The following is a 22,129-nucleotide window of genomic DNA, read 5'->3' as shown; positions in this document are numbered from 1 at the left end:
AGTCAGCCGCCGCGGCCTGGATAGACTGACCGGATGGGGGTCGGCACGGGTACGCAGGCGACACCCGCCGACACCCGCCGCTGGGGCGACGGACGCAGCCGCTCGATCTGGCAGTGGCAGCTGATCCTCGCCGTCAGCGTCGTCGCACTCGTCGTGTCGGTGGCGCTGCTGGTGCCGTCGGTGCTGCAGCTGCCCCAGTTCATCGCCGGGGCCGTCGCGATCGTCGCGATCACGTGCGCCGTGCTGGCCACCCCGTGGCACCGGGCGAGCAAGCGCACCGTGGTGTTCGTGCCGCTGCTCGACATCGTCGCGATCGGCATGCTCGCCAGCGGCACCGAGGGCCGCATGTCGAGCCTGTGGGTCTTTCCCATCGCCTGGATCGCGACCTACTACTCCCTGCCGTGGCTGATCGGCGGCCTCTCGGTCGTCGCGGCGGTGCTCGTGGTCGACACCCTCGCGGCCGGCCTCACCCCGATCTACATGCTGCGCATGATCGTGGTGCTGCTGTGCCTCGGCTTCCTGGGCGTCACGATCCACATCGGCGCCCGCCGCACGCGCGCCTTCAGCGGACTGCTGCGCCGCCAGTTCACCCAGCTCAGCCGCGCCTTCCGCCGCGTCGAGCTGCAAGACCAGCGCTCGATGATCCTGTTCAACTCGCTCGACACGGGTCTTGCCCGCGTCGACCGCCGAGGCAGCATCCGTGGCGCCAACGACGCCTATCGACGGCTCTACTCGATCGACGACGTCGCGCAGCCGCATCCGACCGGCGCCGTAGAGTACGGCGCCTACCGAGGCTCCGCCCTGCCTGCGGGCGAGACCACGATGGCCCGCGCCGTGCGCGGCGAGGTGTTCGAGACGCGGGTGTGGCTTTTCGACACCGACGGCCACTGGCACGCACTCGACGTCGCCACCAGGGCCGTCGCCGCCGGACTCGGCGAGGGTGAGACGACGCTGCTCACCGTGCGCGACGTCACCGCCGCCCTCGACGCCGAGCGCGACCGCAAGACGATGACCAGCATCGTCTCGCACGAGCTGCGCAACCCGCTCACGGCCATCGTCGGCCACGTCGACCTGCTGCTCGACCGCGACGATCTGCCGGCCGACGTCGTCGACAAGCTCACCGTCGTCGAGAACGCGGGGCAGCGGATGCAGCAGCTCATCGCCTCGGCGCTCGAGACCGACAAGCAGGTGGCCCCGGTCGACGAGGCCGTCGACTTCCGACGCGTGATCACGGCGTCGGTCGATGCCTTCCTGCCCGCCGCGGAGGCCGCCCAGGTGACGCTCGAGGCGGACCTCGGCCGCGACCTCCTCGTGGGCGGCGACGCCTTCCGGCTGCGCCAGGTTGTCGACAACCTCGTCGGCAACGCCGTGAAGTACACCCCGCGCGGCGGACACGTCTCGGTCGACGCGCAGCACGTCGGCGACAAGGTGCGCATCCTCATCGACGACAGCGGCATCGGCATCTCACGCGACGACCTGCCGCACGTGTTCGACCGCTACTTCCGCGCCAAGACCGCCCGCGACAGCGGGATCTCGGGCACGGGCCTGGGCATGGCGATCGCCCGCGAGATCGTCGAGCAGCACGGCGGCCGCCTCGAGATCGACAGCACGCTCGGGCAGGGCACCACCGCGACGGTGCTGCTGCCCGCCCGCTCCGAAGGGACCCCCACCGCATGATCAACACCGGTCTCGGCGTCATGCTCGTCATGCTCACCACCTTCGCGACGGCGGTCTACATCGGTCTCGGGTTCCTCCCTCGTCCGTCGCGGGCCGCGGCGATGTGGGCGATCGCGTTCGCGGTCGCGATGGTCTCGTCGTACGTGTGGGTGGCGGCGGATGCTGCCGGCAACGTCACCCTGCGCGCGATCGCCTCGGGGATCGAACTGGGCGCCGTGGCCTTCGTGTGGTCGGGCCTTCGGGCGCGGCGCGATGCGCCCCCGCTCTGGCAGATCGCCGTCGCGTTCACGGTCGTGGTGTCGACGGCGCTGGGGCTGACGGCCGACACGGAGCTGTTCTCGGCCGTGTTCCGGGTGATCTTCATGTCGGCCGCCGTCTTCGCCGCGCTCGCGATCGCCGAGCTCGTGCGCCTCGGACCCCACCTGCGCGACGAGGCCCTGCCGCTGGCGCTCTCGTCGGCCGCGTTCATGATCTTCGGCGTCATCAGCGTTCTCGACGGCATCATCCAGCTGTCGAACAGCGGCACGGTGGCCGCAGACGGCGACGCCCTCGAGATGGTGCGCGAACTCAACGTCATGGGGTCGCTCGTGTACCTCATGGCGGCGCTGATCTCGCTGCTGCTGCTCACCCGCGCAGAGCCGGGCGATCAGGCGCCGGTGGCGGCTGCATCCCGCTTCCGCTCCGTCGCCGAAGACCGGCTGCGCCGCGCCGGCGAGGCCCACGACCGCTGGTGGTCGGTGCTCGACATCCGCCTCGACGACCCCGCCGACCTGCGCGAGGCTTCCAGCACGGCCGCCTTCCTGCGGGTCACCGAGAGCTTCGCCGCCGACGTGCGCGCGATCATGCCGCCCGACGCCGACATCGAAGCCCGGGGAACGGCCGCCTTCGTCGTGCTGCTGCCGCGCCCCGAAGGCGCCGTGCGGCAGCTGCTGTCGCAGCTGCTCGAGCGCGTCGCCACGCCCACCGAAGACCAGCCGATCGCCGTGCGGCTGTCGGCGAGCATCGGCTGGGCCGGCGTCGACGCCCACGGCTACACCCTCGACACCCTGCTCGCCGCCGCGCGCACGGCCGGCGACCGCGCCGAGATCGCCGGCGGAGACCGCTGGGAGCGCGCCCTCGTCGAGGCCTGACGCCGCGACACGTCACGCAATTCTCGTGCGATTGCGCCGCAAGTTAACCGCAATCCCCGCAAGCATCGAAAACCCGCTCGTAGCCTCGCACTAGGCGATGACAGACCTACCCGCCGAGGGACCCGAACCCTCTGGGAGAGCGACACCCGAAGTCCTCTGGTCGATCGGCGCCTGACCGGAAGCGAGCTGGGGAGCCGCAACGTCAGGGGCGAGCTGGGGGGCTCGGCTCGCCCTGCCTTGGGGAATATTGGGGACGTCGATGCAGAAGGCACGCTCAGCGCGCCTGGAGCCGTTGTCTGAGGGCACGAAGCCGGCCCTCAGCCGACGCCAGCTCATCCAGGCGGGCGTGTGGGCAGCACCCGTGCTGGTGCTCGCGACCGCCGCCCCCGCCGCCGCCGCGTCCCAAGCGCCCACGGCGCCCAGCATCCCGTGGGAGTTCGCCTCGAGCACGGTCTCGTGGCTGTACGGCAGCAACCAGTACCCCGCCGGCGTGACCTCCACCGCATCGGTGCGCGTGTCGGCCGCCGCCCAGGCGTCTCTGGGGGGCATCACCCTCAACGCCGTCTACCAGACGTCGCAGATCGGCTCCACGCCGCCCAACCCGACGTCGCTGTCGGGTACCGGGTGGTCGTTCGTGTCGAAGTCGGTCGGCGCCTCGACGGTCACCTACTCGTTCCTCTACGCCCCGACCGTCGCCGTCGGCGCGACCACGAACACGCTGAGCTATCAGCTCGTCGTCGGCTCGTCGATGGTGAGCCAGCCGATCGTCGAGGTCACGAACGTGGCGAACGCCGCCGACGCGACACCGACCACGATCAGTCAGCGCGCCGTCACGCAGGCGACGGCCTCGGGCATCTCGTTCTGGTACTTCAACGAAGGCACCACGGGCGGATCGAACCGTCAGAGCACCTACCTCAACATGCAGATGCAGGTGGGCGTCAACTACAGCCAGCTCTGGCCGGTCACCCAGATGCCCGTCACCTTCATCGCCGAGGCCTCGTTCCCGGCCGCGTACGTGGCCGATGCCGCGCCCACCATCTCGTCGAACAACAACTGGAAGTACGTCGATCGGCGCGTCGAGGGCTCGAACATCATCTTCCGGTTCGCGTTCGTCAAGGCCGACCGCACGACGCCGCGGCCGCTGCAGGCGACGAACGCGAACGGCGTGGCGCAGGTCGCCGATCGCGTGACCGACACCGACGTCGTCCACTTCCGCGTGAACCTCACCTCGGCAGCCAGCGGCAAGCAGATCATCGCCACCTACACGGCGACGCCGATCGAGCCCTACCCCGCCGACGGCAAGTCGATCACGGCGACCAAGACCTTCAACTGAGGTTCACGCCGACCCGGCGAGGCCCTCGGTCGCAAGCTGTGAGATGAAGGCCGCGACGTCGGCGGCGACCGCGCCCGGGTCGACCCCGACGGCATCGGCCGCCGCACCCGTGAGCTCGTCGAGGGTGCCGCCGGCGGCGAGCGCGCGCCAGATGAGCGCGGCCGAACCCTCGAGCACGCACGGCTGAAGTTCGGGATCGTCGAGGCCGAGCACGACGATGCGGTATCCGTCGTCCGTCCAGGCGACCTCGTCGCCGATGCGCCAGCGCGGCTCGCGCAACTCGAGCACACCCTCGCCGACGAGTTCGTCGACCGTCGCGATCACGAGCGCCTCGGCGTCGGCATCGTCGGGTGCGCCGTGAGCGGCCACGGCCGCGGCCACCAGTTCAGCCGTCGACGCCCCGCCCGCCGCCCGCCACAGGGCGGGGGCGATGCCCGCCAGCATCCGCACGGTGCCGTCGCCGTCCTCATCGACGTGCAGCAGCGCGAGCCGGTCGGGGTCGTCGAGGGCGAGCGCGTCGCGGGTCGGGGTGCGGAAGTAGGCGGAGCCCGCGGATGCTGTGGCCGCGGCGAGCGGGTTCTCGTCGAGGGGGCGCGCGACAGACGTCGAGCCCGGAACGGCGACCCGCTCGAGCACCCCGACGAGCGACTCGGCCTCGCGGTACGTGACCCGCTGCACACCCCCGACGGCCGCGGCGAGCGCCGCCATCGTCTGCAGCGGCGCGGGCAGGTCGGGCAGATAGCTCGACTGCTCCACCAGCTCTTCGAGGGCATCGCCGAAGTCCACCGGTTCGATCTGCGGCTCCTCGGGCCCGTCGTCGCGCCGATCCAGCAGCACGACGGCGGCCAGCCGCAGCTCGACCTCCGGCAGCGGCAGCAGCCCCAGCGACGACGGCGACCGCTGCGCCTTCGGCGCCCCCTGGCTCTCGATGATCGACAGCGGCTTGCGATACGGCCGCACGACGCCGTCCGGCTCGATCGCCACCGTCTCGTCGGAGACGTAGCCGTACGCACGGCCCAGCACGCGCGCGGCCGTCGTCTTGCCGCGGCCGGAGGGGCCGACGAGGGCGACCACGCGGCCGTCGGGCAGGGCGAGGCCGGCGGCATGCAGCATCCACGGTCCGCCGCGGCGTGCCCCGATCGCGGCCAGCGTCACCCGCTGCGACAGCGCGTCGAGCGTGCCGGCCAGATCGTCGGATGCCGCAACCTCCAGCACCGCGTCGTCGCCGTCGTCTGCGGCCGCGGCATCGGCCCACGCGTCGCCGATCGCCTCGCGCTCGGACAAGCTCAAGGAACCCTCAAGCCGCACGACGGCGCCCAGCGCCGAGATCCGCTGAGTCCAAGGCACAGCAGGTAGTGTACGGAGTACTTGGGGAGGCACGGTGGAACTGCGGGATTACCTGCGCATCCTGCGCGCGCACTGGCTGGGCATCGTTCTGCTCACGGTGCTGGGCGCGGCGATCGCCTACGGCTGGAGCGCGCTGCAGCCGCGGGTGTACACGGCGACCTCGTCGGGCTACGTCGCCAGCACGACCACCGGCGCCGACACCGGCTCGTCGCTCGTGGCAGACCAGCTCGCCCGCGCCAAGGTCACCTCCTATGTCGACATCGGCTCGTGGCGCTCGGTCGCCGAATACGCCATCGACGACCTCGGCCTGGACACCACTCCCGAGGCGCTGGTCACCCGCGTCGACGTGTCGAATCCGCTCGACACCGTGATCATCCAGGTCGACGCCTCGGCGGGGTCGCCCGAAGAGGCCCGCGACCTCGCCGAATCGTGGACCCGCGGCATGCTCGCCCAGATCGACGACATCGAGGGCGACGGCTCGCCGGGCTCTGCCGCCATCACGCTCATCCCCGGCGACTCCGCCCGTCTGCCCTCGAGCCCGTCGTCGCCGAATACGCGACTCGATGTCGCCCTCGGCGCCCTCATCGGTCTGGCGCTCGGCGTGGGCTACGCGGTGATCCGCCATGTGCTCGACCGCCGCGTGCGCAATCCGCGCGACATCGAGCGCGAGACCGGCGCCGCCGTGGTGGGCACCCTGCCGCTCGAGAAGGATCTCGTCGCCCAGCGCGGCGTGCTCGCCTTCGAGGGCGCTGGGCGCACCCAGAACTCCACCGCGATGACCGAGGCGATGCGGGAGCTGCGCACCAACCTGCAGTTCATGGACGTCGACCGTCCGCCGCGCATCATCGTGGTCTCCAGCCCTCTCCCCGGCGACGGCAAGTCGACCACCTCGGCCAACATCGCCCTCAGCCTCGCCGCGGCCGGCCAGAAGGTCGTGCTCGTCGACGCCGATCTCCGCCGCCCCGTCATCGCGAACCTCTTCGATCTGCCCGAGGGCGCGGGCCTCACCGACGTGCTCGCCGGCCGGGCGAAGGTCGTCGATGTCGCGCACTCGCCCGACGCGACGGGCAACCTGCGCGTGCTGCCGGCGGGCCGGCTCCCCCCGAACCCGAGCGAGGTGCTCGGCTCGCAGCGCATGCGCGAGCTGCTGGCCGGCCTCGCCCGCGAGGCGACCGTCATCGTCGACTCGCCCCCCACGATCCCCGTGACCGACGCGGCCGTGCTCTCGACCGCGGCCGACGGCATGCTGCTGGTGGTCTCGGCCGGTCGCACGACCTACGAGATCATGCAGAAGGCGCTGGGCAACATCGACCGCGTCGGCGGCCGCGTGCTGGGCGTCGTGCTCAACAAGGTGCCTCGGCGCGGCGCGGGAGCCGCCTATTACGGCTACCAGTACCGCGGCTACTACACCTCCGAGTGGCAGCCGATGACCAGACGCCAGTGGCGCAAGCGCATGCAGCAGGAGGAGGCGGCCGCAGCCGCCTCGGCCGAGGGACCGCGGCGGTCGCCCAGCAAGACGCCCGTAGGGTAGTCGGGTGAGCGAACCCGTCCTGCCGCGGCCCGCACGCATCGCAGGGATCGTCTTCGCGAGCGCGCTCGGCGTCGTCGTGCTGCTGAGCCTCGCCGCCCTCGCCTGGGTCGGCGCCCGCGGCGCCGCCGCCTACTCCCACCTGCGGGCCGCCGAATCGACCGTCACCGAGGCCGTCGACAACCTCAGCGACCCCACGCAGGCCTCCGCGCTCATCTCCGAGCTGTCGGCCGACACGTCGGCCGCACGCTCGCTCACCTCCGACCCGGTCTGGAGGCTGCTCGAGCAGACCCCGTGGCTGGGTGCCCAGCTCACGGCGGTGTCGACGGTGGCCGCCGCCGCCGACGACGTCGCCGGCACCGCGCTCACGCCGCTCGCAGAGGTCGCCGCCGAGTTCTCGCTCGACGCCTTCCGCCCCACCGACGGGCGCATCGACACGACGGTGTTCAGCTCGATCGCCGAGCCCGCCCGCACCGGTGCCGACGGCGTCGCCGCGGCCGCGGCATCCGTCGCCCGCCTCGACGGATCGGTGCTGCTCGGCCCCGTGCGCGACGCCGTCGACCAGGTCTCGCAGCTGCTGCAGACCTCGGCGACGGCGACCGACGCCCTGGCGCGCGCCACCGAGCTGCTGCCCGCGATGCTCGGCGCCGACGGACCTCGGGACTACCTGATCGTCTTCCAGAACAACGCGGAGTGGCGGTCGCTGGGCGGCATCGTCGGTGCCATGAGCGTCGTGCACACCGACGAGGGCAAAATGACGATGGCGGCGCAGGGCTCGTCGAGCGACTTCGACAAGTTCTCGGATGCCGTCATCGAGCTGCCCGCAGACGTCGAGCGCATCTACGGCACGCGGCCGGCCCAGTGGATCCAGAACGTCACGCAGGTGCCCGACTTCACCCTGTCGGGCGAGCTGGCCCGCGAGATGTGGCTGCGCGAGACCGGCGACGAGGTCGACGGCGTGCTCGCGATGGACCCGGTCGCGCTGTCGTATCTGCTCGAGGCGACCGGCCCGGTGACCCTGCCCACCGGCGACACCCTCACCTCCGACAACGCTGTGCAGCTGCTGCTCAACGACGTCTACAAGCGCTACGAGAACCCCTCCGACCAAGACGCCTTCTTCGCGCTGGCCGCCGCGTCGGTCTTCGACGCCCTCGCCGGCGGAGACGCCGACCCCGCGACCCTGGTCTCGGCGCTCGGTCGCGCCGGCGACGAACGCCGACTGCTCATCTGGAGCGCCGTCGACCGCGACCAGTCCGTGCTCGAGGGCACGACGCTCGCCGGCGGGCTGCCCACGACCACGAAGCAGACCGCCCGCATCGGCGTGTACCTCAACGACGGCACCGGCTCGAAGATGGACTACTACGTCACCCCCGAGACGTCGCTGCAGTGGGAGTCGTGCGCCGTCGACGCACGCGGCAGGGCCACGGGCATGACGACCCTCACGCTGACACTGACCAACACGGCCCCCGACGATGCCGCGACCTCGCTCCCCGACTACGTCACCGGCGGCGGCGGCTTCGGCGTTCCCCCTGGCACCGCTCGCACCGTCGCCTACGTCTATCTGCCGACGGGGTACGACCTCATGTCGGCGACGCTGAGCAACGACGACGGCTTCGGCGGCGGCTTCCACGACGACCGGCAGGTGCTCTCGTTCGAGGTCGACCTGAAGCCCGGCGAGTCCACCACCGCCGAGGTCACGGTGCGCTCTCCCGAGCCGGCCGCCCCGACGGTGATCGCCGAGCTCACTCCGACCATCGACGCCGATCTGCCCACCTCGTACGCCGCCACCTGCAACACGCCGTAGAATTCTCTGCAGGCGCGCCTTCGGGCCGTCGGGGGAGGGGATCTGCATGAAGCGCCGGTTCTGGCACGCACCACTGGCCATGGCCGTCGTCGGCATCGCGGCGTTCGCCGCCCCCACCGCGGCGAGCGCATCGACCCTCTATCCGCCCTCCGACGCCTGCTCGGTCTCACCCTCCACGATGACGGCGGGCTCCACCGTGACCTTCGAGTGCGGCGACGGCACCTTCGGCGCGGCAGAGACCGTCACGATCACCGTGACCGGAGAGAACGGTGCGGGAGTCGAGTTCGGCTTCGTCAAGTTCGCCGTCTCGACCGGCAGCACCACCCGCACCTCCACCGCGACCGGTGCGCTCGAGGGCGTGACGATCACGCTGCCCGCCGATGCCAGCGGCGTCTACAACTTCGCGGCCATCTCGCCGACCTCCGCGGGCGGTGCCGCGAGCACCACCGTGACGGCGGCCGACGGATCGCTGCCGGTCACCGGCGCCGACAGCGCCCGCCTGATCGGACTGTGGGTCGGCGGCGGAGTGCTGCTGCTGGCCGGTGCCGTGATCGTCGCCGTCACCGTCGCGCGGCGCCGCCGCGAGCGCGACTGACCGCACTCCTGGCCGGTAGAGTCCGGGTGTGCCCTCCGCCCCCGCCTCCCCCTCGTCGCCTGCACGCACGCGCCGACGACGGATGCCGAGGGCCCTCGTCATCGCGATGATCGTCGTCGCAGCGCTCGTGGTCGTCGGCGCCGTCGTCGCCGCCTCGATCGGCGTCTCGAGCGCCCTGCGCAGCCTCGGCGCGCAGCCGCCGGCCGTCGGCACGCGCATCGTCGTGCCCGCCGAGGCACCGGCGGCCACGGCATCCGAAGACGCCTCCGCGACCGCCGACGAACGCGCGGCCGCCGCCTACCTCGCCGCCCAGCCCACCGCGTTCTGGCTCACTCCAGAGAAGGAGCCGATCGGCGAGGTCGGCGCGCGGGTGGCGCACCTGGCCTCACAGGCGCGCGAGCAGGACGCGACCCTCGCCATCGTCGTCTACGGCCTGCCGGGGCGCGACTGCGGCAACCACTCCGCCGGCGGACTCGACGAGGCCGACTACGCCACGTGGACCGCCGAGATCGGCCAGGCCCTGCAGGTCGCCCGCGACGTGCGCCAGATCGTGATCCTCGAGCCCGACAGCCTCGCCCTCTCCGACGAATGCGGCAACCTCGCCGACCGCTCCCGGCAGCTCGGCGGGGCCATCGACGCGCTGGCCGGCACCGATACCTGGATCTATCTCGACGGCGGCCACTCCACGTGGCACACGGCGGCGAAGATGGCCGAGATCATCCGCGCCACCGGCCTCTACGACCGCGTGCGCGGCTTCTCCACGAACGTGTCGAACTACAACGCCGCCTCCGCCGAGTTCGACTACGCGCACGCACTGGCCTCCGCCCTCGGCGGCGGCCACGCGATCATCGACACGTCGCGCAGCGGCGCCGGCACGAACGGCGAATGGTGCAACCCCGAAGGCCGCCTCGTGGGCGAGCCCGGCGGCACCTTCGGCGACGAGGTCGTCGACACCAACCTGTGGATCAAGCCGCCCGGCGAGAGCGACGGCGAGTGCAACGGCGGCCCCGCCGCCGGTGTCTGGTGGCCGCAGGCCGCCGTGGAGCTCACCCGCGAGGTGCGATGACGACGGATGCCGTCGCTTCCGCGGCGCCGAGCGTCAGCGGCCCTCAGCCCTGGACGGGCTGTGTAGCATGGGCACCGATATACCGCCCCCAGCCTCGGAGTACCCCCGCATGAACGACGTCACCGCCCTCAGAACAGCGGTGATCGTCGAAGACGACCCCGACATCCGGCACCTCCTGGTCGAAGTGCTCGAGGCGATGGGCTTCTCGACGGTCTCGGTGGGCAACGGCATCGACGGCGTGCGCGCCGTGCTGCAGTACCAGCCGCTGATCACGACGCTCGACGTCAACATGCCGGGGATCGACGGATTCGAGGCCGCCCGCCGCATCCGCGCGCAGAGCGACACCTACATCATCATGCTCACGGGGCTCGAAGAAGAGGCCGACGTCGTGCTGGGCCTGGGCGCCGGTGCCGACGAGTACCTCAACAAGCCGTTCCGCCCTCGGGAGCTGCGGGCGCGCATCGACGCGCTGCTGCGCCGGCCGCGGCTGGGCGGCTCCGCCGCCCCCGTGTCGGCTCCCAGGCAGGACCAGGTGGGACCCTCGTTCCCCGCCGCACGGCCGGCCACCTCCGCCATCCCGACGCTGCGGCCGGGTGAGCAGCCGGCCGCCCCCGCCGCCGAGCCCGCGCCCATCGAGTTCATCGCGACGCCGGTGCAGCCCGTGGTCGTGCCCGCATCGCCCGCACCCGGCGGCGATCTCGTGCCGGCGGCATCCGCGACGCCCGCACTGGGCCCGCACACCCTCACCCACCGCGACCTGCGGCTCGACCCCGAGAGCCGGGTCGTGCTCGCCGGGCACGAAGAGCTCGAGCTCACCCGCACCGAGTTCGACCTGCTCGCCACCCTCATGGAGTCGAAGCGCCGCGTGCGCAGCAAGGCCGATCTGACCCTCGTGCTCCGCGGCGAGTCGTACGTGACGAGCTACTTCGTCGGCGACGCCGACAAGCGCGCCATCGAGGCGCACATGACCAACCTCCGCCGCAAGATCGGCGACAACCCGGTCAACCCGCGCTACATCGAGACGGTGCGCGGCGTCGGCTACCGCCTCACGAGCGAGTACGTGTCGGGCGCGTAGGCCGGCACCAACAGAAACAGGGGCCTCGGCCGTCCCCCAAGAACCGGCCGAGACCCCCTCCGACGTCTCCCCCCGACGTCAGACCTTGTAGCCCTGCTGGCGGCGCAGCAGCTTGAACAGCATCATCACGGTCTGCAGCACCGTGACGATCCCCACGATCGGCCAGCCGATCCACAGGATCGTGGACTGCACCATGGGCCCGAGCATCGACCAGATCACCGCGACGGCGATGCCGACGACGCCCAGCAGGATGAAGGGCATCCAGTGCCCGGAGCCGCCGCCGCGCTCGGCCTTGGCCTGCATGGCCCAGTTGTCGACCTTCTTGCGCGAGAGGAATCGGGTCCACGAGCGCACGAAGTGGCTGAGCCGGATCCACATGAACACCTCGGCCGGCACGATCAGCGCCGCGAACAGCACGTCGCGGGTCGTGCGGCTGTGCAGCGTGAAGGCGATGCGCACGTTGAGCAGGATCGCGACGAGCGGCGGAATGAGCCACCACGCCGAGAACACGAACGCGTTGATCGAGAGGGACCCGGCGAGCAGGATCAGGAACGCGACGCGCACGAACAGGTTCGTGAGCATGCCGAGGTTCTCGAACCAGCGGATGCGCAGGTTCGGGTGGAAGGGCTGACCCTTCGTGTCGCCGCGCTGCCCCGGCCACATCAGCTCGATGGCGCCGTAGGTCCACTTGACCTGCTGGGCGTCGTAGCCTCGGAGCGTCGTCATGCCGCCGACGTCGGCGCGGGCGAAGGGGCTGATCTTGGTGAGGTAGCCGGCGCTCTTGATCTGCAGCGACAGCAGCGAGTCTTCGACCTCGCTGTCTTTCACCCACGGCGTCGACTGGTGATTGGCCGTCATGACGTCGCGCAGGGCGGTCGTCGAGAAGATCGAGAACTGACCGCCCAGCACCGCCATGTTGCGGCCGCGGAGCAGGTTCTGCAGGTTGAAGGCCGCGAACTGGGTGCGCTGGCCGGCGATGAGGAACTTGGCGATGCCGCCCTTGATGGGGCGGTCGTCGATCGAGTAGATCGCCGAGATGCCGCCGATGCGCGAGTCGCTGACCGCTTCGGTCTCGAGGTATTCGACGGCCCGAGGGTCGGCGATCGTGTCGCCGTCGACACCGAGCAGGTAGTCGTAGCCCTCGACCAGCGCATAGCCGTAGTTGAGCGCGCCGACCTTCTTGTCGGGGTTCTTGCCGATGTCGTGCACGAACACCTCGGTGAACTGCTCGCCGAGCTCGGTGGTGATCTCGTGCGGTCCGCTGAAGTCGCTGGCGATCTTCACGGTCGCGTCGGAGGTGTTGTTGACGACGACGTGGATGACGTCGGGCACACGCGTCTGGTCGAGCAGCGACTGGATGACCGCCGCGATCGACTCCTCCTCGTTGTAGGCGGGGATGACGCAGCCGATCGTCGAGCGGTGCCCCGTCGTGTTCTCCAGCACCGACGAGAAGTCGTCGGCGAAGCCGTGGACGTCGGCAGCTGTCTGCTCGACGGGCTCGGAGGGCGTGTTCGACACGGTGGAGTTCCTGACGTTCGGGGGGGGGTGCGGGGTGTTCCGCTGCCTCAATCCTGGCGGCTCGACCTCCGGTTTGCGCCGATGTATCGCCAACGGATCCTCAAGGAATCCTCAAGACCCGGTGATCGCTCGGGTCAGCCCTGGGCGATCGCGATCGTCAGGGTGTCGGTCGCGGTCTGCTTCGCGTACTCCTTCGACTTCGGCGCCGTCTGCACCAGGAAGTCGTAGGTGAACTGCACCGTCACGAAGGTCGCCTCCGCCGGCACCGCGCCCACGTTGAAGGTCTGCGAATAGCTGTAGGGGTCGAGCACGAGGTAACCGGGAGTCACGGTGGCGGCATCCGTCTGCGGGTCGAGAGCGGCGAAGGTCTCGTCGGCGTTGCCTGGGACGGCCACCATCGTCGCCTTCTGCAGATACACCTTCTGACCGTCGTCGGGGGTGATCTCGGTCACCAGCGACAGGCTGATCGGCTTGACCGCGTTGGCCGTCCAACGGTCCATCGACAGCTCCGACCAGTAGTTCACGGTCGCGGTCACGGCCCCGGCCGTGAGCTCTCGCTCCGTGCTGCCCGACGACAGGTCGTTCGAGACCGGAGGCGCGACGCTCACCGAGGTCGTGGGCGTCGGCGACGCCGACGACTCCCCCTGCCACGGTGCGGGACCGCAGCCGGAAAGCGCGAGGACTGCCAGCGCCGCAGCGCCCGCGGATGCTGCCATGCGAACCCGTCGGTGTGCCATCTGCCTCTCCTGCCGATCGTCCGTCAGTCTATGCGGAGCGCCCGCCTGGACGGGTCCGTAACGATTCGAAGTGTTTACAGAACCGAAACCCGCAAGATTTGCATGAGAACGTGCTCATCCTGAATACTGGCTGAACGCAGGTCTCCCCGACGACGGTTCTCTGAACTCTCGCGCGCGTGGGCGGCCGATACGGCAGACGGACGGAACGCACCCATGAAGAAGACGATCAAGGCAACCGCCGCGGCAGCACTGCTGGCCGTGGCCATCTTCGCCGCACCGGCCGCAGCCAACGCCTACATCCCGTCGGGCGACATCACCGGCCCGGCGACCATCGCTCCCGGTGGCAGCGGGACGTTCTCGTTCGCAGGCTTCGACCCGAGCGAGACGGTGAGCTTCACGCTGACCGGCGAGAACGGCGCGGGCGCCACGCTCGCCTTCGTCAAGTTCGCCGTCTCGAGCGCCTCGACCACCAAGACCGCAGGCTCCGACGGCGCCGCTTCGGTCGCCGTGACGCTGCCGTCGAACGCTTCTGGCGACTACACGCTGACCGGCACCGGCGCCACCAGCGGCATCGTGGGCTCCACGGTTCTCTCGGTCGCCGCAGACGGCACCGCGACGACCGATGACCTCGCCGGCACCGGCTCCGACAGCACGGCGCTTCTCGGCCTCTGGGTCGGCGGCGGCGCCCTCGTGCTCGCCGGCGCCTCGATCGCCGTCGCCGCCACGGTGCGTCGTCAGCGCCAGAGCACCTCGGCCTGACACAGACACTTCACGAAGAGGGTCCCCGAGCTTCGGCTCGGGGACCCTCTTCGTTCGCCTGGCGCCATGTCGTGCGCCTAGCGGACAAGGCGGATCGAGCGCGATATTTCTGACGCAATTCCCGCGCAAATACCGCAATTTCCGCCGCCGACGCGGTGTAATACTCATGCGACGGGGGGATCGTCGCAGACGAGCAGGCGCCGGCCGCATCTGATTTTCAGGGGGCGCGGTCGGCACCGGCCGTCGACGTCAGAGCTTCGCGCTCACGTCACTCGGGCGTTCGACGCCGCGGCCTCTCAGGCGACGTCGGCGGCAGCATCCGTCGCCTGCGCCTGCGGCGTCGGCGAGGCCGTCACGAGGATCGGCAGATGATCGCTGCGCCCCTGCGGCAGCGTCTTGATGCGGTCGATCGAGAAGCCCACCGAAGTGGCGAAGTCGTAGTGCCCGCGGAAGAAGCGGTAGCGCGTGTAGGTGCGGGCATCGCTGAGGGTCAGCTCGTAGCCGTGCTCGCGCACCCGCTCGCCGAGCTTCTCTTTGAAGACGGGGTAGTTGTAGTCGCCCACCATGAGCGCAGGAAGTCCCTCGCCGAGGGTCGCGAGCTCGTCGAGGGCCGCGCGGATCTGGTGTCGCCGCAGCGAGTTCAGCGCCGTGAGCGGCGCGGCGTGGAACGACGCGACGATCACGTCGTGTCCCTCGTCGATGTCGTGCAGCCGCACCCCCAGCAGCCGTTCCTCTGCGGGCTTGAGCACGCGGTCGTGCAGCGACTTCTTCAGCGCCAGCGAACGCACCTCGACGGGGCGGAACTGGTTCTCGCGGTAATAGACCGCAAGGCCCAAGCGGTTGCGCTGCGTCGCCTCGGCCAGGTGCAGGCCGCCGATGCGCTCCGGGATCTCGGAGGTGTCGTACTCCTGCAGACACAGCACGTCGGCGGCGTGCGTCTCGACCAGCTCGGCGAGCTCGCTGGCGGCCCGATGCTTGCGCAGGTTGTACGAGATGACCTTCATCGCTCCCACCCTATTGCGCGTCGCGGGGGGTGCGCAGGCCGTGCCGCCGGTTCTGAGCGAATCCATCAGCGCACCGGTTGCTCTCGGGGTTCAGTCGTCGTCGACGTCGCCGTCGCGCCGCGCGCGCGTCTGCTCTGCGCGGGTCGCGAGCAGCTCGTCTGTGGGGTAGCCGACCTCGGTGAGGGTGAGCCCCCGTGCGGCGAGCACCTTGACCTCGGGCACGCGCTCGAGCCCATCGCGGATCTCGGCGAGATCGTCGACGGCCAGCCTGTCCTCCCCCACCGCGACGCAGCCGCCCACGAGCGCCCGCACCATGCTGTGGCAGAACGCGTCGGCCTTCACGTGCGCCACCAGCACTCCGGCCTCGTCGCGGCGCCAGTCGAACTCGAGCAGCGTGCGGATGGTCGTCGCCTCGGGCCGCGGCTTGCAGTAGGCGGCGAAATCGTGCAGTCCGATGAGCGATCGGGCAGCGGCATCCATCGCCTGCGCATCGAGGTCGGCGCGCACGAAGGTCGTGCGGTGACGCTCGAGCGGGTCGTAGCCGGCCGCGCGGTCGGCGAGGCGGTATTCATAGCGGCGCCACACGGCGGAGAACCGCGCATCGAACCCCTCGGGGGCGATGCTCGAGCGGATCACCGCCAGGTCGGAGTAGGCGCCGAGGGCACCCGTCAGCCGACGGGCGAGCGCCTCGATGGGGTCGCGCGTGTCGCCGTATCGCCCCGAACGCAGCTGCAGCCGCTGCTGCTGCGCCTCGTCGAGGTCGAGGTGCGCCACCTGGCCTCTGGCGTGCACGCCGGCGTCGGTGCGGCCGGCCACGACCACCCGCGGGTCGCCGCCCAGCACGCGGGCGAGGGCCCCCTCGAGCGTGCCCTGCACGGTGCGCAGCTGCGGCTGCCGAGCCCACCCGCGGAAGTTCGTGCCGTCGTAGGCGAGGTCGAGGCGAAGGCGCACGGCTTCCAGCGTAGCGATCGCCGCCACCCGTCGACGCACGCAGAACGAGCCCGCATCGGCACCGGACTCCGGTGGCCTGCCATGCGGGCTCGTCACATCTGCGGGAAGATCCGGGGGCTGTGGCCCTTCGGCGTCTTCCGTTGACACCACATTACGGCCCGCATCGGCGCCGACACGGGGCACGCCGCCGTGAATATTCGCGGCGGCGGATGCTGTCGCTACAGGTGCCGCACGAGCGCGCGACTGCGCTCGGTGGCCACGAACCCGAGGCCCTCGTAGAGCGCGTTCGCCCCGGTGGGGCTGGCCGTGTCGACGTCGAGAACGGCCTTCTCGAGCCCCGCGGCGGCGATCGCCCGCAGCCCCGCCGCGATGACGCGCGGCGCGAGGCCGCGGCCGCGGTGGTCGCGGACGACCCCGATGAGATCGATGTACGCGTTCGAGGCGCCGAGCGTGGCCCAGTCGTCTTCGTTGACCGACGAGAGGCAGAAGGCGACCACCCGATCCCCGTCGAGCGCGAGGCGCGACAGGTCGGGGCGGAAGAACGGGCCGCCCACGAACTGCGCCCACCGCTCGGGGTCGGTCGGCAGGCTCCCCCAATGGTCGCGGAACGCGTCGTTGCGGGCGGCGCGCACGGCCTCGGCCCGCTCGGCGGTGAACGGCACGATCGCGATGCCCTCGGCATCCGTCGTCTCGGGCACCGCGGTCGCGCTGTCGCGCACCATCGAGCTGAACCAGCGCTCCGTGAGAAGGCCCAGGCGCTCCGCCAGGTGCACGAGCCCGTCGTTGCCCTCGTCGGCGTAGACGTCGACCTCGCCGGGGAGGCTCACGCCGCTGGAGGCCAGCTGCTGACGCGCCCGCGCATACTGCCACCCGATGAGCGCCGAGCCGATGCCTCGGCGCCGGTGCGCGGGGTGCACGGCGCCCATCAGGTAGGCCTTGACGGTGGTCGTGCGGTCGGGGTGGTTGAGCACGACCCCGGCCGCCAGCGCCGCGCCGTCATGGCCGAACGCGATCATCGTGTCGCGGGCGATGTCGACGTGGCTGAGCTCGAGGGTCTCTTCGATCTCTTCTCGGGGACTCGTGTAGGTCGGGTGATCGACCGGCGCCGCCGCGGCGAACACCGTGTGGATCGCGTCGACGTCGGCCATCGTCGCCGCGCGCCACTGCGCCACATCGGGGTGCGCGCGCGGCACGGCGTCGGGGGTCGGCCCCAGGCGCTCGGCGAGCGTGGGGATGCTGTCGCTGCTCACCCCGCCACCCTACGCCCGCCCTGCAACGCCGCGAGGCCCGCACCCCGAAGGGTGCGGGCCTCGCTGGTGCAAGGTGTCCGACTTACGCGGACTTCTCCTCGGAGGCCGCAGCCTCTTCTGGAGCCTCGACGGCCTCTTCGGCCGCAGCCTCGGCAGCGGCGCCCTCCTCGGGCGACTCGGCGCCGGCCTCGGCGGCCTCCTCGACGGGAGCCTCCTCGACAGCGCTCTCGTCGGCCTGGGCGGCCTCGGCGGCAGGAGCAGCAGCATCCTTCTTCGCCGCGGTCTTCTTGGCCGACGCCTTCTTGGCGACCGGCTCGAGCACGAGCTCGATCTGGGCCATGGGGGCGTTGTCGCCCTTGCGGTTGCCGATCTTCGTGATGCGGGTGTAGCCGCCCTCACGCTCGGCGACCAGCGGCGCGATCTCGGTGAACAGGACGTGCACGACTTCCTTGTCACCGATGACCGACAGCACCCGGCGACGGGCGTGCAGGTCGCCGCGCTTGGCGAAGGTGATCAGGCGCTCGGCGAGCGGACGCAGGCGCTTGGCCTTGGTCTCGGTCGTCTTGATCGAGCGGTGGGTGAACAGCGCTGCGGCGAGGTTCGCAAGCAGCAGACGCTCGTGTGCGGGGCCGCCTCCGAGGCGGGGACCCTTCGTGGGCTTGGGCATTCTCAGTTACTCCAGTGTGAAAAAGGGTCAGACGGTCTCGTCGTCGTATCCGCCGTAGAAGTGCGCGCCGTCGAACCCGGGGACCGAGTCCTTCAGCGACAGGCCGAGCGAGATGAGCTTGTCGCGCACCTCGTCGACCGACTTCTGGCCGAAGTTGCGGATGTTCATGAGCTGCGTCTCCGAGAGGGCGACGAGCTCCGACACCGTGTTGATGCCCTCGCGCTTGAGGCAGTTGTACGAACGCACCGACAGATCGAGGTCCTCGATCGGCATCGACAGCTCGTTGGAGAGCACGGTCTCCACCGGCGCCGGGCCGATCTCGATGCCCTCGGCCTCGACGTTGAGCTCGCGCGCCAGACCGAACAGCTCGGTCAGGGTGCGGCCGGCCGAGGCGACGGCGTCGCGGGGGTCGATCGCGGGCTTGGTCTCGACGTCCAGCACGAGCTTGTCGAAGTCGGTGCGCTCACCGGCACGGGTGGCCTCGACGCGGTAGCTCACCTTGAGCACCGGCGAGTAGATCGAGTCGATCGGGATGACCCCGGCCTCGGCGTACTCGTTGCGGTTCTGGGTGGCCGAGACGTAGCCGCGGCCACGCTCGATCGTGAGCTCGAGCTCGAACTTGGCCGTGTCGTTGAGCGTCGCGATGACCAGCTCGGGGTTGTGCACCTCGACACCGGCGGGAGCCGAGATGTCGGCGGCGGTGACCTCACCGGCGCCGGTCTTGCGCAGGTACGCCGTGATGGGCTCGTCGCGCTCGCTCGAGACGACGAGCTGCTTGATGTTGAGGATGATCTCGGTGACATCCTCCTTCACGCCCGGGATGGTGCTGAACTCGTGCAGCACTCCGTCGATGCGGATGCTGGTGACGGCAGCCCCGGGGATCGACGAGAGCAGGCTGCGACGCAGCGCGTTGCCGATCGTGTAACCGAAGCCGGGTTCCAGCGGCTCGATGACGAAGCGGCTGCGGAACTCCCCGACCTTCTCCTCGGTCAGAGTGGGACGCTGTGCAATGAGCACTATGTGTTCCTTTCGATCACGTGCCCGCTATATGACACGTGCGGTGGGTGTGATGTTGAGTTGTCGAAGACGCGGATGCGGGGGCCGCCGCCGACGGCGGGGCCCCTGCATCCGAAAATCAGACCCGGCGACGCTTCGGCGGGCGGCAGCCGTTGTGCGCCTGCGGGGTGACGTCCTGGATCGAACCCACCTCGAGGCCGGCGGCCTGGAGCGAGCGGATCGCGGTCTCGCGGCCCGAACCCGGACCCTTCACGAAGACGTCGACCTTCTTGACGCCGTGCTCCTGCGCCTGGCGGGCGGCGGACTCGGCCGCCATGCCTGCAGCGTAGGGAGTCGACTTGCGCGAGCCCTTGAAGCCCACGCCACCCGACGACGCCCAGCTGATGACGGCGCCCGAGGGGTCGGTGATCGAGACGATGGTGTTGTTGAACGTCGACTTGATGTGGGCCTGGCCCAGCGCGATGTTCTTCTTCTCCTTGCGGCGCGGCTTGCGCGCGGCGGTCTTGGCCTGTGCCATGAGTATGTTCTCCTAAACCCTGGCGGCGCCTTAGCGCGCCTTCTTCTTGCCGGCGACGGTGCGCTTCGGGCCCTTGCGGGTACGGGCGTTGGTCTTCGTGCGCTGACCGCGCACCGGCAGGCCGCGGCGGTGGCGCAGGCCCTCGTACGAGCCGATCTCGACCTTGCGGCGGATATCGGCGGCCACCTCGCGGCGCAGGTCACCCTCCACCTTGTAGTTGGCCTCGATGTAGTCGCGCAGGGCGACGAGCTGGTCGTCGGTGAGGTCCTTGACGCGGATGTTCTCGTCGATCTCCGTCGCGGTGAGGATCTCGTTCGAGCGGGTACGGCCAACGCCGTAGATGTAGGTGAGTGCGATCACCACGCGCTTGTCGCGCGGGATGTCGACGCCGGCAAGACGTGCCATGCGGTCTCCTGGAGTGAATCGGAGGTGTGGAGCAGAATCGGTGCCCGGGCCTCCGACCCGGGGTGTCCCCCCTCGCGGGGTTCTGACGCTGCAGTTGTGGTGTGTTCAGTTATGCGGATGCGGATGCCGCAGCATCCGAAGTGCGCTGTGTCGTGGGTTTCGACTCGGGCCTTCGGCCCTCGCTCAACCTTGAGACGATGACGCATCAACGCGGCTGCGCCGCATTGATCCGTCCCGTCTCAACCCTGGCGCTGCTTGTGTCGAGGGTTCGACTTGCAGATGACCATGACGCGACCGTGGCGACGGATGACCTTGCAGTGGTCGCAGATGGGCTTGACGGAGGGGTTGACCTTCATGTTTCTTTCCTGTTCGCTGTCCTCGCCGGGCGCGCGCGAGCGCGGGGCGTTACTTCTCGATCGGACTCGAGGGGTTAGCGGTAGCGGTAGACGATGCGGCCACGCGTGAGGTCGTAGGGGCTCAGCTCCACGACGACACGGTCTTCGGGGATGATGCGGATGTAGTTCTGCCGCATCTTGCCCGAGATCGTGGCGAGCACCTTGTGGCCGTTGGTCAGCTCGACGCGGAACATCGCGTTGGGCAGCGCCTCGGACACCGTGCCTTCGATTTCGATGACACCGTCTTTTTTCGCCATAGACTCGCTAACACTTCTGCAGACCCGATCGGTCTGCGGTGGATGGATTGCTCGGTGCGTCGACACGCCGACAAGGGCGCAAGGCACCAAAGATCAATCATACGTGATAGGCAGGCACCCGGCAAACCACCGATCGGAGTCAGCCGCCCGCGCGTCCGTCCCGTCTGCGTGCCGTGGCCGCCAGAATGCCGGCGCCCGCCGCGGCGAGCCCCGCCGTGGCGATGCCCCACGGCATCCCGCCGCCGGTTCCGGCGAGCGTCGCCCGCGCCCGGAGCGTGTTGGTCACGGTGACGACGACGGGATTGTCGTCGTCGCCGATCATGACGGCGTCCGAGACGACGGCATCCGCCCACGTGCCCCCCGGCGGATCGGCGGGCGCGTCCTCGGTGACACTGCACACCGATGTCTCGGGGATCCGCTCGACGTGCGTCGTCGTCGTACTCGCCGCCCACGCACCCGTGCTCACCTCGCCGCGGTAGGTGCAGGTCCACGTGCCCGAGAAGCGGTCGGTGAACGACACCCCGTCGGGGTCTGTGACGACGGGCCGGATGACGAGGTAGCCGAGCACCTGCAGCGCGTGGTTGTGGACGACGATCGGCAGCGGGTCGTCGACCGCGGACGGCGGGATGATCCCCGACGCGGGCATGCCCGAGATCAGCGGCTCCGCCCAGTCCCAGCCGGCCGGCGGCAACGGGAGGCTCTCCTGCACGCCGCACTCGGCGCCCACCGGCACGGCGATCGGCGCGGAGACCTCACCGGCGGCGAGGTGCAGGGTGCCGGCCTCCCCGGAATCGCAGGACCACAAGACCGTGAACGTGCCGTCGAAGCCAGAGCCGGCGTCGACGAGATCCTTCTCGACGGTGAAGGAGGCGACGGCCGCCGCGCGCGCCGCGGGCGCCGGTGTCGGAGTCGGAGTCGGCGTCCGGGTCGGCGTCGGAGTCGGAGTCGGAGTCGGAGTCGGAGTGAGGGTCGCGGTCGCGGTCGGGGTGGGAGTCGCAGATGCCACCGCGGCCGCCGCGCCCGCGGGGCAGAGCGCGATCACGGCGCAGCCCGCGGCCACGAGAAGCCCTGTGAGCACCGGGCGTCGGCTCATGGCG

The 22,129-nt window shown here is 70.5% G+C and carries 22 protein-coding genes; 9 read left to right on the top strand and 13 right to left on the bottom strand.

Annotation, left to right across the window (positions count from 1 at the left end):
- Positions 1-33: 33 nt before the first annotated feature.
- The 3 genes from OAW74_RS00920 to OAW74_RS00910 all read left to right on the top strand — a co-directional run bounded on the left by OAW74_RS00920 (position 34) and on the right by OAW74_RS00910 (position 4,140).
- Positions 34-1,677, top strand: a complete 1,644-nt coding sequence (locus tag OAW74_RS00920) for a sensor histidine kinase (protein ID WP_262872449.1) — start codon at positions 34-36, stop codon at positions 1,675-1,677.
- Positions 1,674-2,807: a hypothetical protein gene (locus OAW74_RS00915; RefSeq protein WP_262872448.1), complete on the top strand. Its 1,134-nt coding sequence runs from the start codon at positions 1,674-1,676 to the stop codon at positions 2,805-2,807. Before OAW74_RS00920 ends, OAW74_RS00915 begins: the two co-directional genes overlap by 4 nt.
- A gap of 259 nt (positions 2,808-3,066) precedes the next feature.
- The gene (locus tag OAW74_RS00910; RefSeq protein ID WP_262872447.1) at positions 3,067-4,140 is read left to right on the top strand and encodes a hypothetical protein; all 1,074 of its coding nucleotides are present in this window, start codon (positions 3,067-3,069) and stop codon (positions 4,138-4,140) included.
- 3 nt (positions 4,141-4,143) lie between these two features.
- Here OAW74_RS00910 and OAW74_RS00905 read toward each other — a convergent pair whose 3' ends face one another.
- Entirely contained in the window at positions 4,144-5,487 is a 1,344-nt protein-coding gene (locus OAW74_RS00905; RefSeq protein WP_262872446.1) for a PqqD family peptide modification chaperone, read from the bottom strand.
- 34 nt (positions 5,488-5,521) lie between these two features.
- Between OAW74_RS00905 and OAW74_RS00900 the strand changes: the two genes are divergently transcribed.
- The 5 genes from OAW74_RS00900 (at position 5,522) to OAW74_RS00880 (ending at position 11,555) form a co-directional block, all read left to right on the top strand.
- Positions 5,522-7,018, top strand: a complete 1,497-nt coding sequence (locus tag OAW74_RS00900; RefSeq protein ID WP_262872445.1) for a polysaccharide biosynthesis tyrosine autokinase — start codon at positions 5,522-5,524, stop codon at positions 7,016-7,018.
- Positions 7,019-7,022: 4 nt separating this feature from the next.
- On the top strand, positions 7,023-8,819 hold the full coding sequence (locus OAW74_RS00895) for a DUF4012 domain-containing protein (RefSeq protein ID WP_262872444.1): 1,797 nt from the start codon (positions 7,023-7,025) through the stop codon (positions 8,817-8,819).
- A 46-nt stretch (positions 8,820-8,865) separates the two neighbouring features.
- The gene (locus OAW74_RS00890) at positions 8,866-9,414 is read left to right on the top strand and encodes a cell wall protein (RefSeq protein ID WP_262872443.1); all 549 of its coding nucleotides are present in this window, start codon (positions 8,866-8,868) and stop codon (positions 9,412-9,414) included.
- A gap of 28 nt (positions 9,415-9,442) precedes the next feature.
- On the top strand, positions 9,443-10,480 hold the full coding sequence (locus OAW74_RS00885) for a glycoside hydrolase family 6 protein (RefSeq protein ID WP_262872442.1): 1,038 nt from the start codon (positions 9,443-9,445) through the stop codon (positions 10,478-10,480).
- 109 nt (positions 10,481-10,589) lie between these two features.
- Positions 10,590-11,555 (top strand): response regulator transcription factor, encoded by a 966-nt coding sequence (locus tag OAW74_RS00880; protein WP_262872441.1) that lies wholly within the window; start codon positions 10,590-10,592, stop codon positions 11,553-11,555.
- Positions 11,556-11,633: 78 nt separating this feature from the next.
- Here OAW74_RS00880 and OAW74_RS00875 read toward each other — a convergent pair whose 3' ends face one another.
- Both OAW74_RS00875 and OAW74_RS00870 read right to left on the bottom strand, forming a co-directional pair.
- Positions 11,634-13,073, bottom strand: a complete 1,440-nt coding sequence (locus OAW74_RS00875) for a glycosyltransferase family 2 protein (RefSeq protein WP_262872440.1) — start codon at positions 13,071-13,073, stop codon at positions 11,634-11,636.
- A 134-nt stretch (positions 13,074-13,207) separates the two neighbouring features.
- Positions 13,208-13,810 carry a hypothetical protein gene (locus OAW74_RS00870; protein ID WP_262872439.1) on the bottom strand — a complete coding sequence of 201 codons (603 nt, stop codon included), beginning with the start codon at positions 13,808-13,810 and terminating at the stop codon, positions 13,208-13,210.
- A gap of 213 nt (positions 13,811-14,023) precedes the next feature.
- Between OAW74_RS00870 and OAW74_RS00865 the strand changes: the two genes are divergently transcribed.
- Positions 14,024-14,569, top strand: a complete 546-nt coding sequence (locus OAW74_RS00865) for a hypothetical protein (protein ID WP_262872438.1) — start codon at positions 14,024-14,026, stop codon at positions 14,567-14,569.
- A 296-nt stretch (positions 14,570-14,865) separates the two neighbouring features.
- Here OAW74_RS00865 and OAW74_RS00860 read toward each other — a convergent pair whose 3' ends face one another.
- The 10 genes from OAW74_RS00860 to OAW74_RS00815 all read right to left on the bottom strand — a co-directional run bounded on the left by OAW74_RS00860 (position 14,866) and on the right by OAW74_RS00815 (position 22,125).
- A complete protein-coding gene (locus OAW74_RS00860) occupies positions 14,866-15,573 on the bottom strand; it encodes an endonuclease/exonuclease/phosphatase family protein (RefSeq protein ID WP_262872437.1) in 708 nt (235 codons plus the stop codon).
- A 90-nt stretch (positions 15,574-15,663) separates the two neighbouring features.
- Positions 15,664-16,524, bottom strand: a complete 861-nt coding sequence (truA, locus tag OAW74_RS00855) for a tRNA pseudouridine(38-40) synthase TruA (RefSeq protein ID WP_262872436.1) — start codon at positions 16,522-16,524, stop codon at positions 15,664-15,666.
- A 218-nt stretch (positions 16,525-16,742) separates the two neighbouring features.
- Complete coding sequence (locus tag OAW74_RS00850) at positions 16,743-17,774, bottom strand: GNAT family N-acetyltransferase (RefSeq protein ID WP_262872435.1); 1,032 nt, start codon at positions 17,772-17,774, stop codon at positions 16,743-16,745.
- 82 nt (positions 17,775-17,856) lie between these two features.
- Entirely contained in the window at positions 17,857-18,441 is a 585-nt protein-coding gene (gene rplQ, locus OAW74_RS00845; protein WP_262872434.1) for a 50S ribosomal protein L17, read from the bottom strand.
- Positions 18,442-18,468: 27 nt separating this feature from the next.
- Entirely contained in the window at positions 18,469-19,458 is a 990-nt protein-coding gene (locus OAW74_RS00840) for a DNA-directed RNA polymerase subunit alpha (protein ID WP_262872433.1), read from the bottom strand.
- Positions 19,459-19,576: 118 nt separating this feature from the next.
- Complete coding sequence (gene rpsK / locus OAW74_RS00835; protein WP_056117708.1) at positions 19,577-19,975, bottom strand: 30S ribosomal protein S11; 399 nt, start codon at positions 19,973-19,975, stop codon at positions 19,577-19,579.
- 30 nt (positions 19,976-20,005) lie between these two features.
- A complete protein-coding gene (gene rpsM / locus OAW74_RS00830) occupies positions 20,006-20,380 on the bottom strand; it encodes a 30S ribosomal protein S13 (protein WP_262872432.1) in 375 nt (124 codons plus the stop codon).
- 239 nt (positions 20,381-20,619) lie between these two features.
- Entirely contained in the window at positions 20,620-20,736 is a 117-nt protein-coding gene (rpmJ, locus tag OAW74_RS00825) for a 50S ribosomal protein L36 (protein ID WP_005050492.1), read from the bottom strand.
- 74 nt (positions 20,737-20,810) lie between these two features.
- Entirely contained in the window at positions 20,811-21,032 is a 222-nt protein-coding gene (gene infA / locus OAW74_RS00820) for a translation initiation factor IF-1 (RefSeq protein WP_013583992.1), read from the bottom strand.
- Positions 21,033-21,171: 139 nt separating this feature from the next.
- Positions 21,172-22,125 (bottom strand): DUF5979 domain-containing protein, encoded by a 954-nt coding sequence (locus tag OAW74_RS00815; RefSeq protein WP_262872431.1) that lies wholly within the window; start codon positions 22,123-22,125, stop codon positions 21,172-21,174.
- Between the last annotated feature and the right edge of the window lie 4 nt (positions 22,126-22,129).

Source organism: Microbacterium fluvii (assembly GCF_025515205.1).
In the GTDB taxonomy this organism is placed as follows: Bacteria; Actinomycetota; Actinomycetes; order Actinomycetales; family Microbacteriaceae; genus Microbacterium; species Microbacterium fluvii.
Note: the sequence above shows the minus strand (reverse complement) of the source record. Positions and strands in the feature narration are given on the sequence as shown.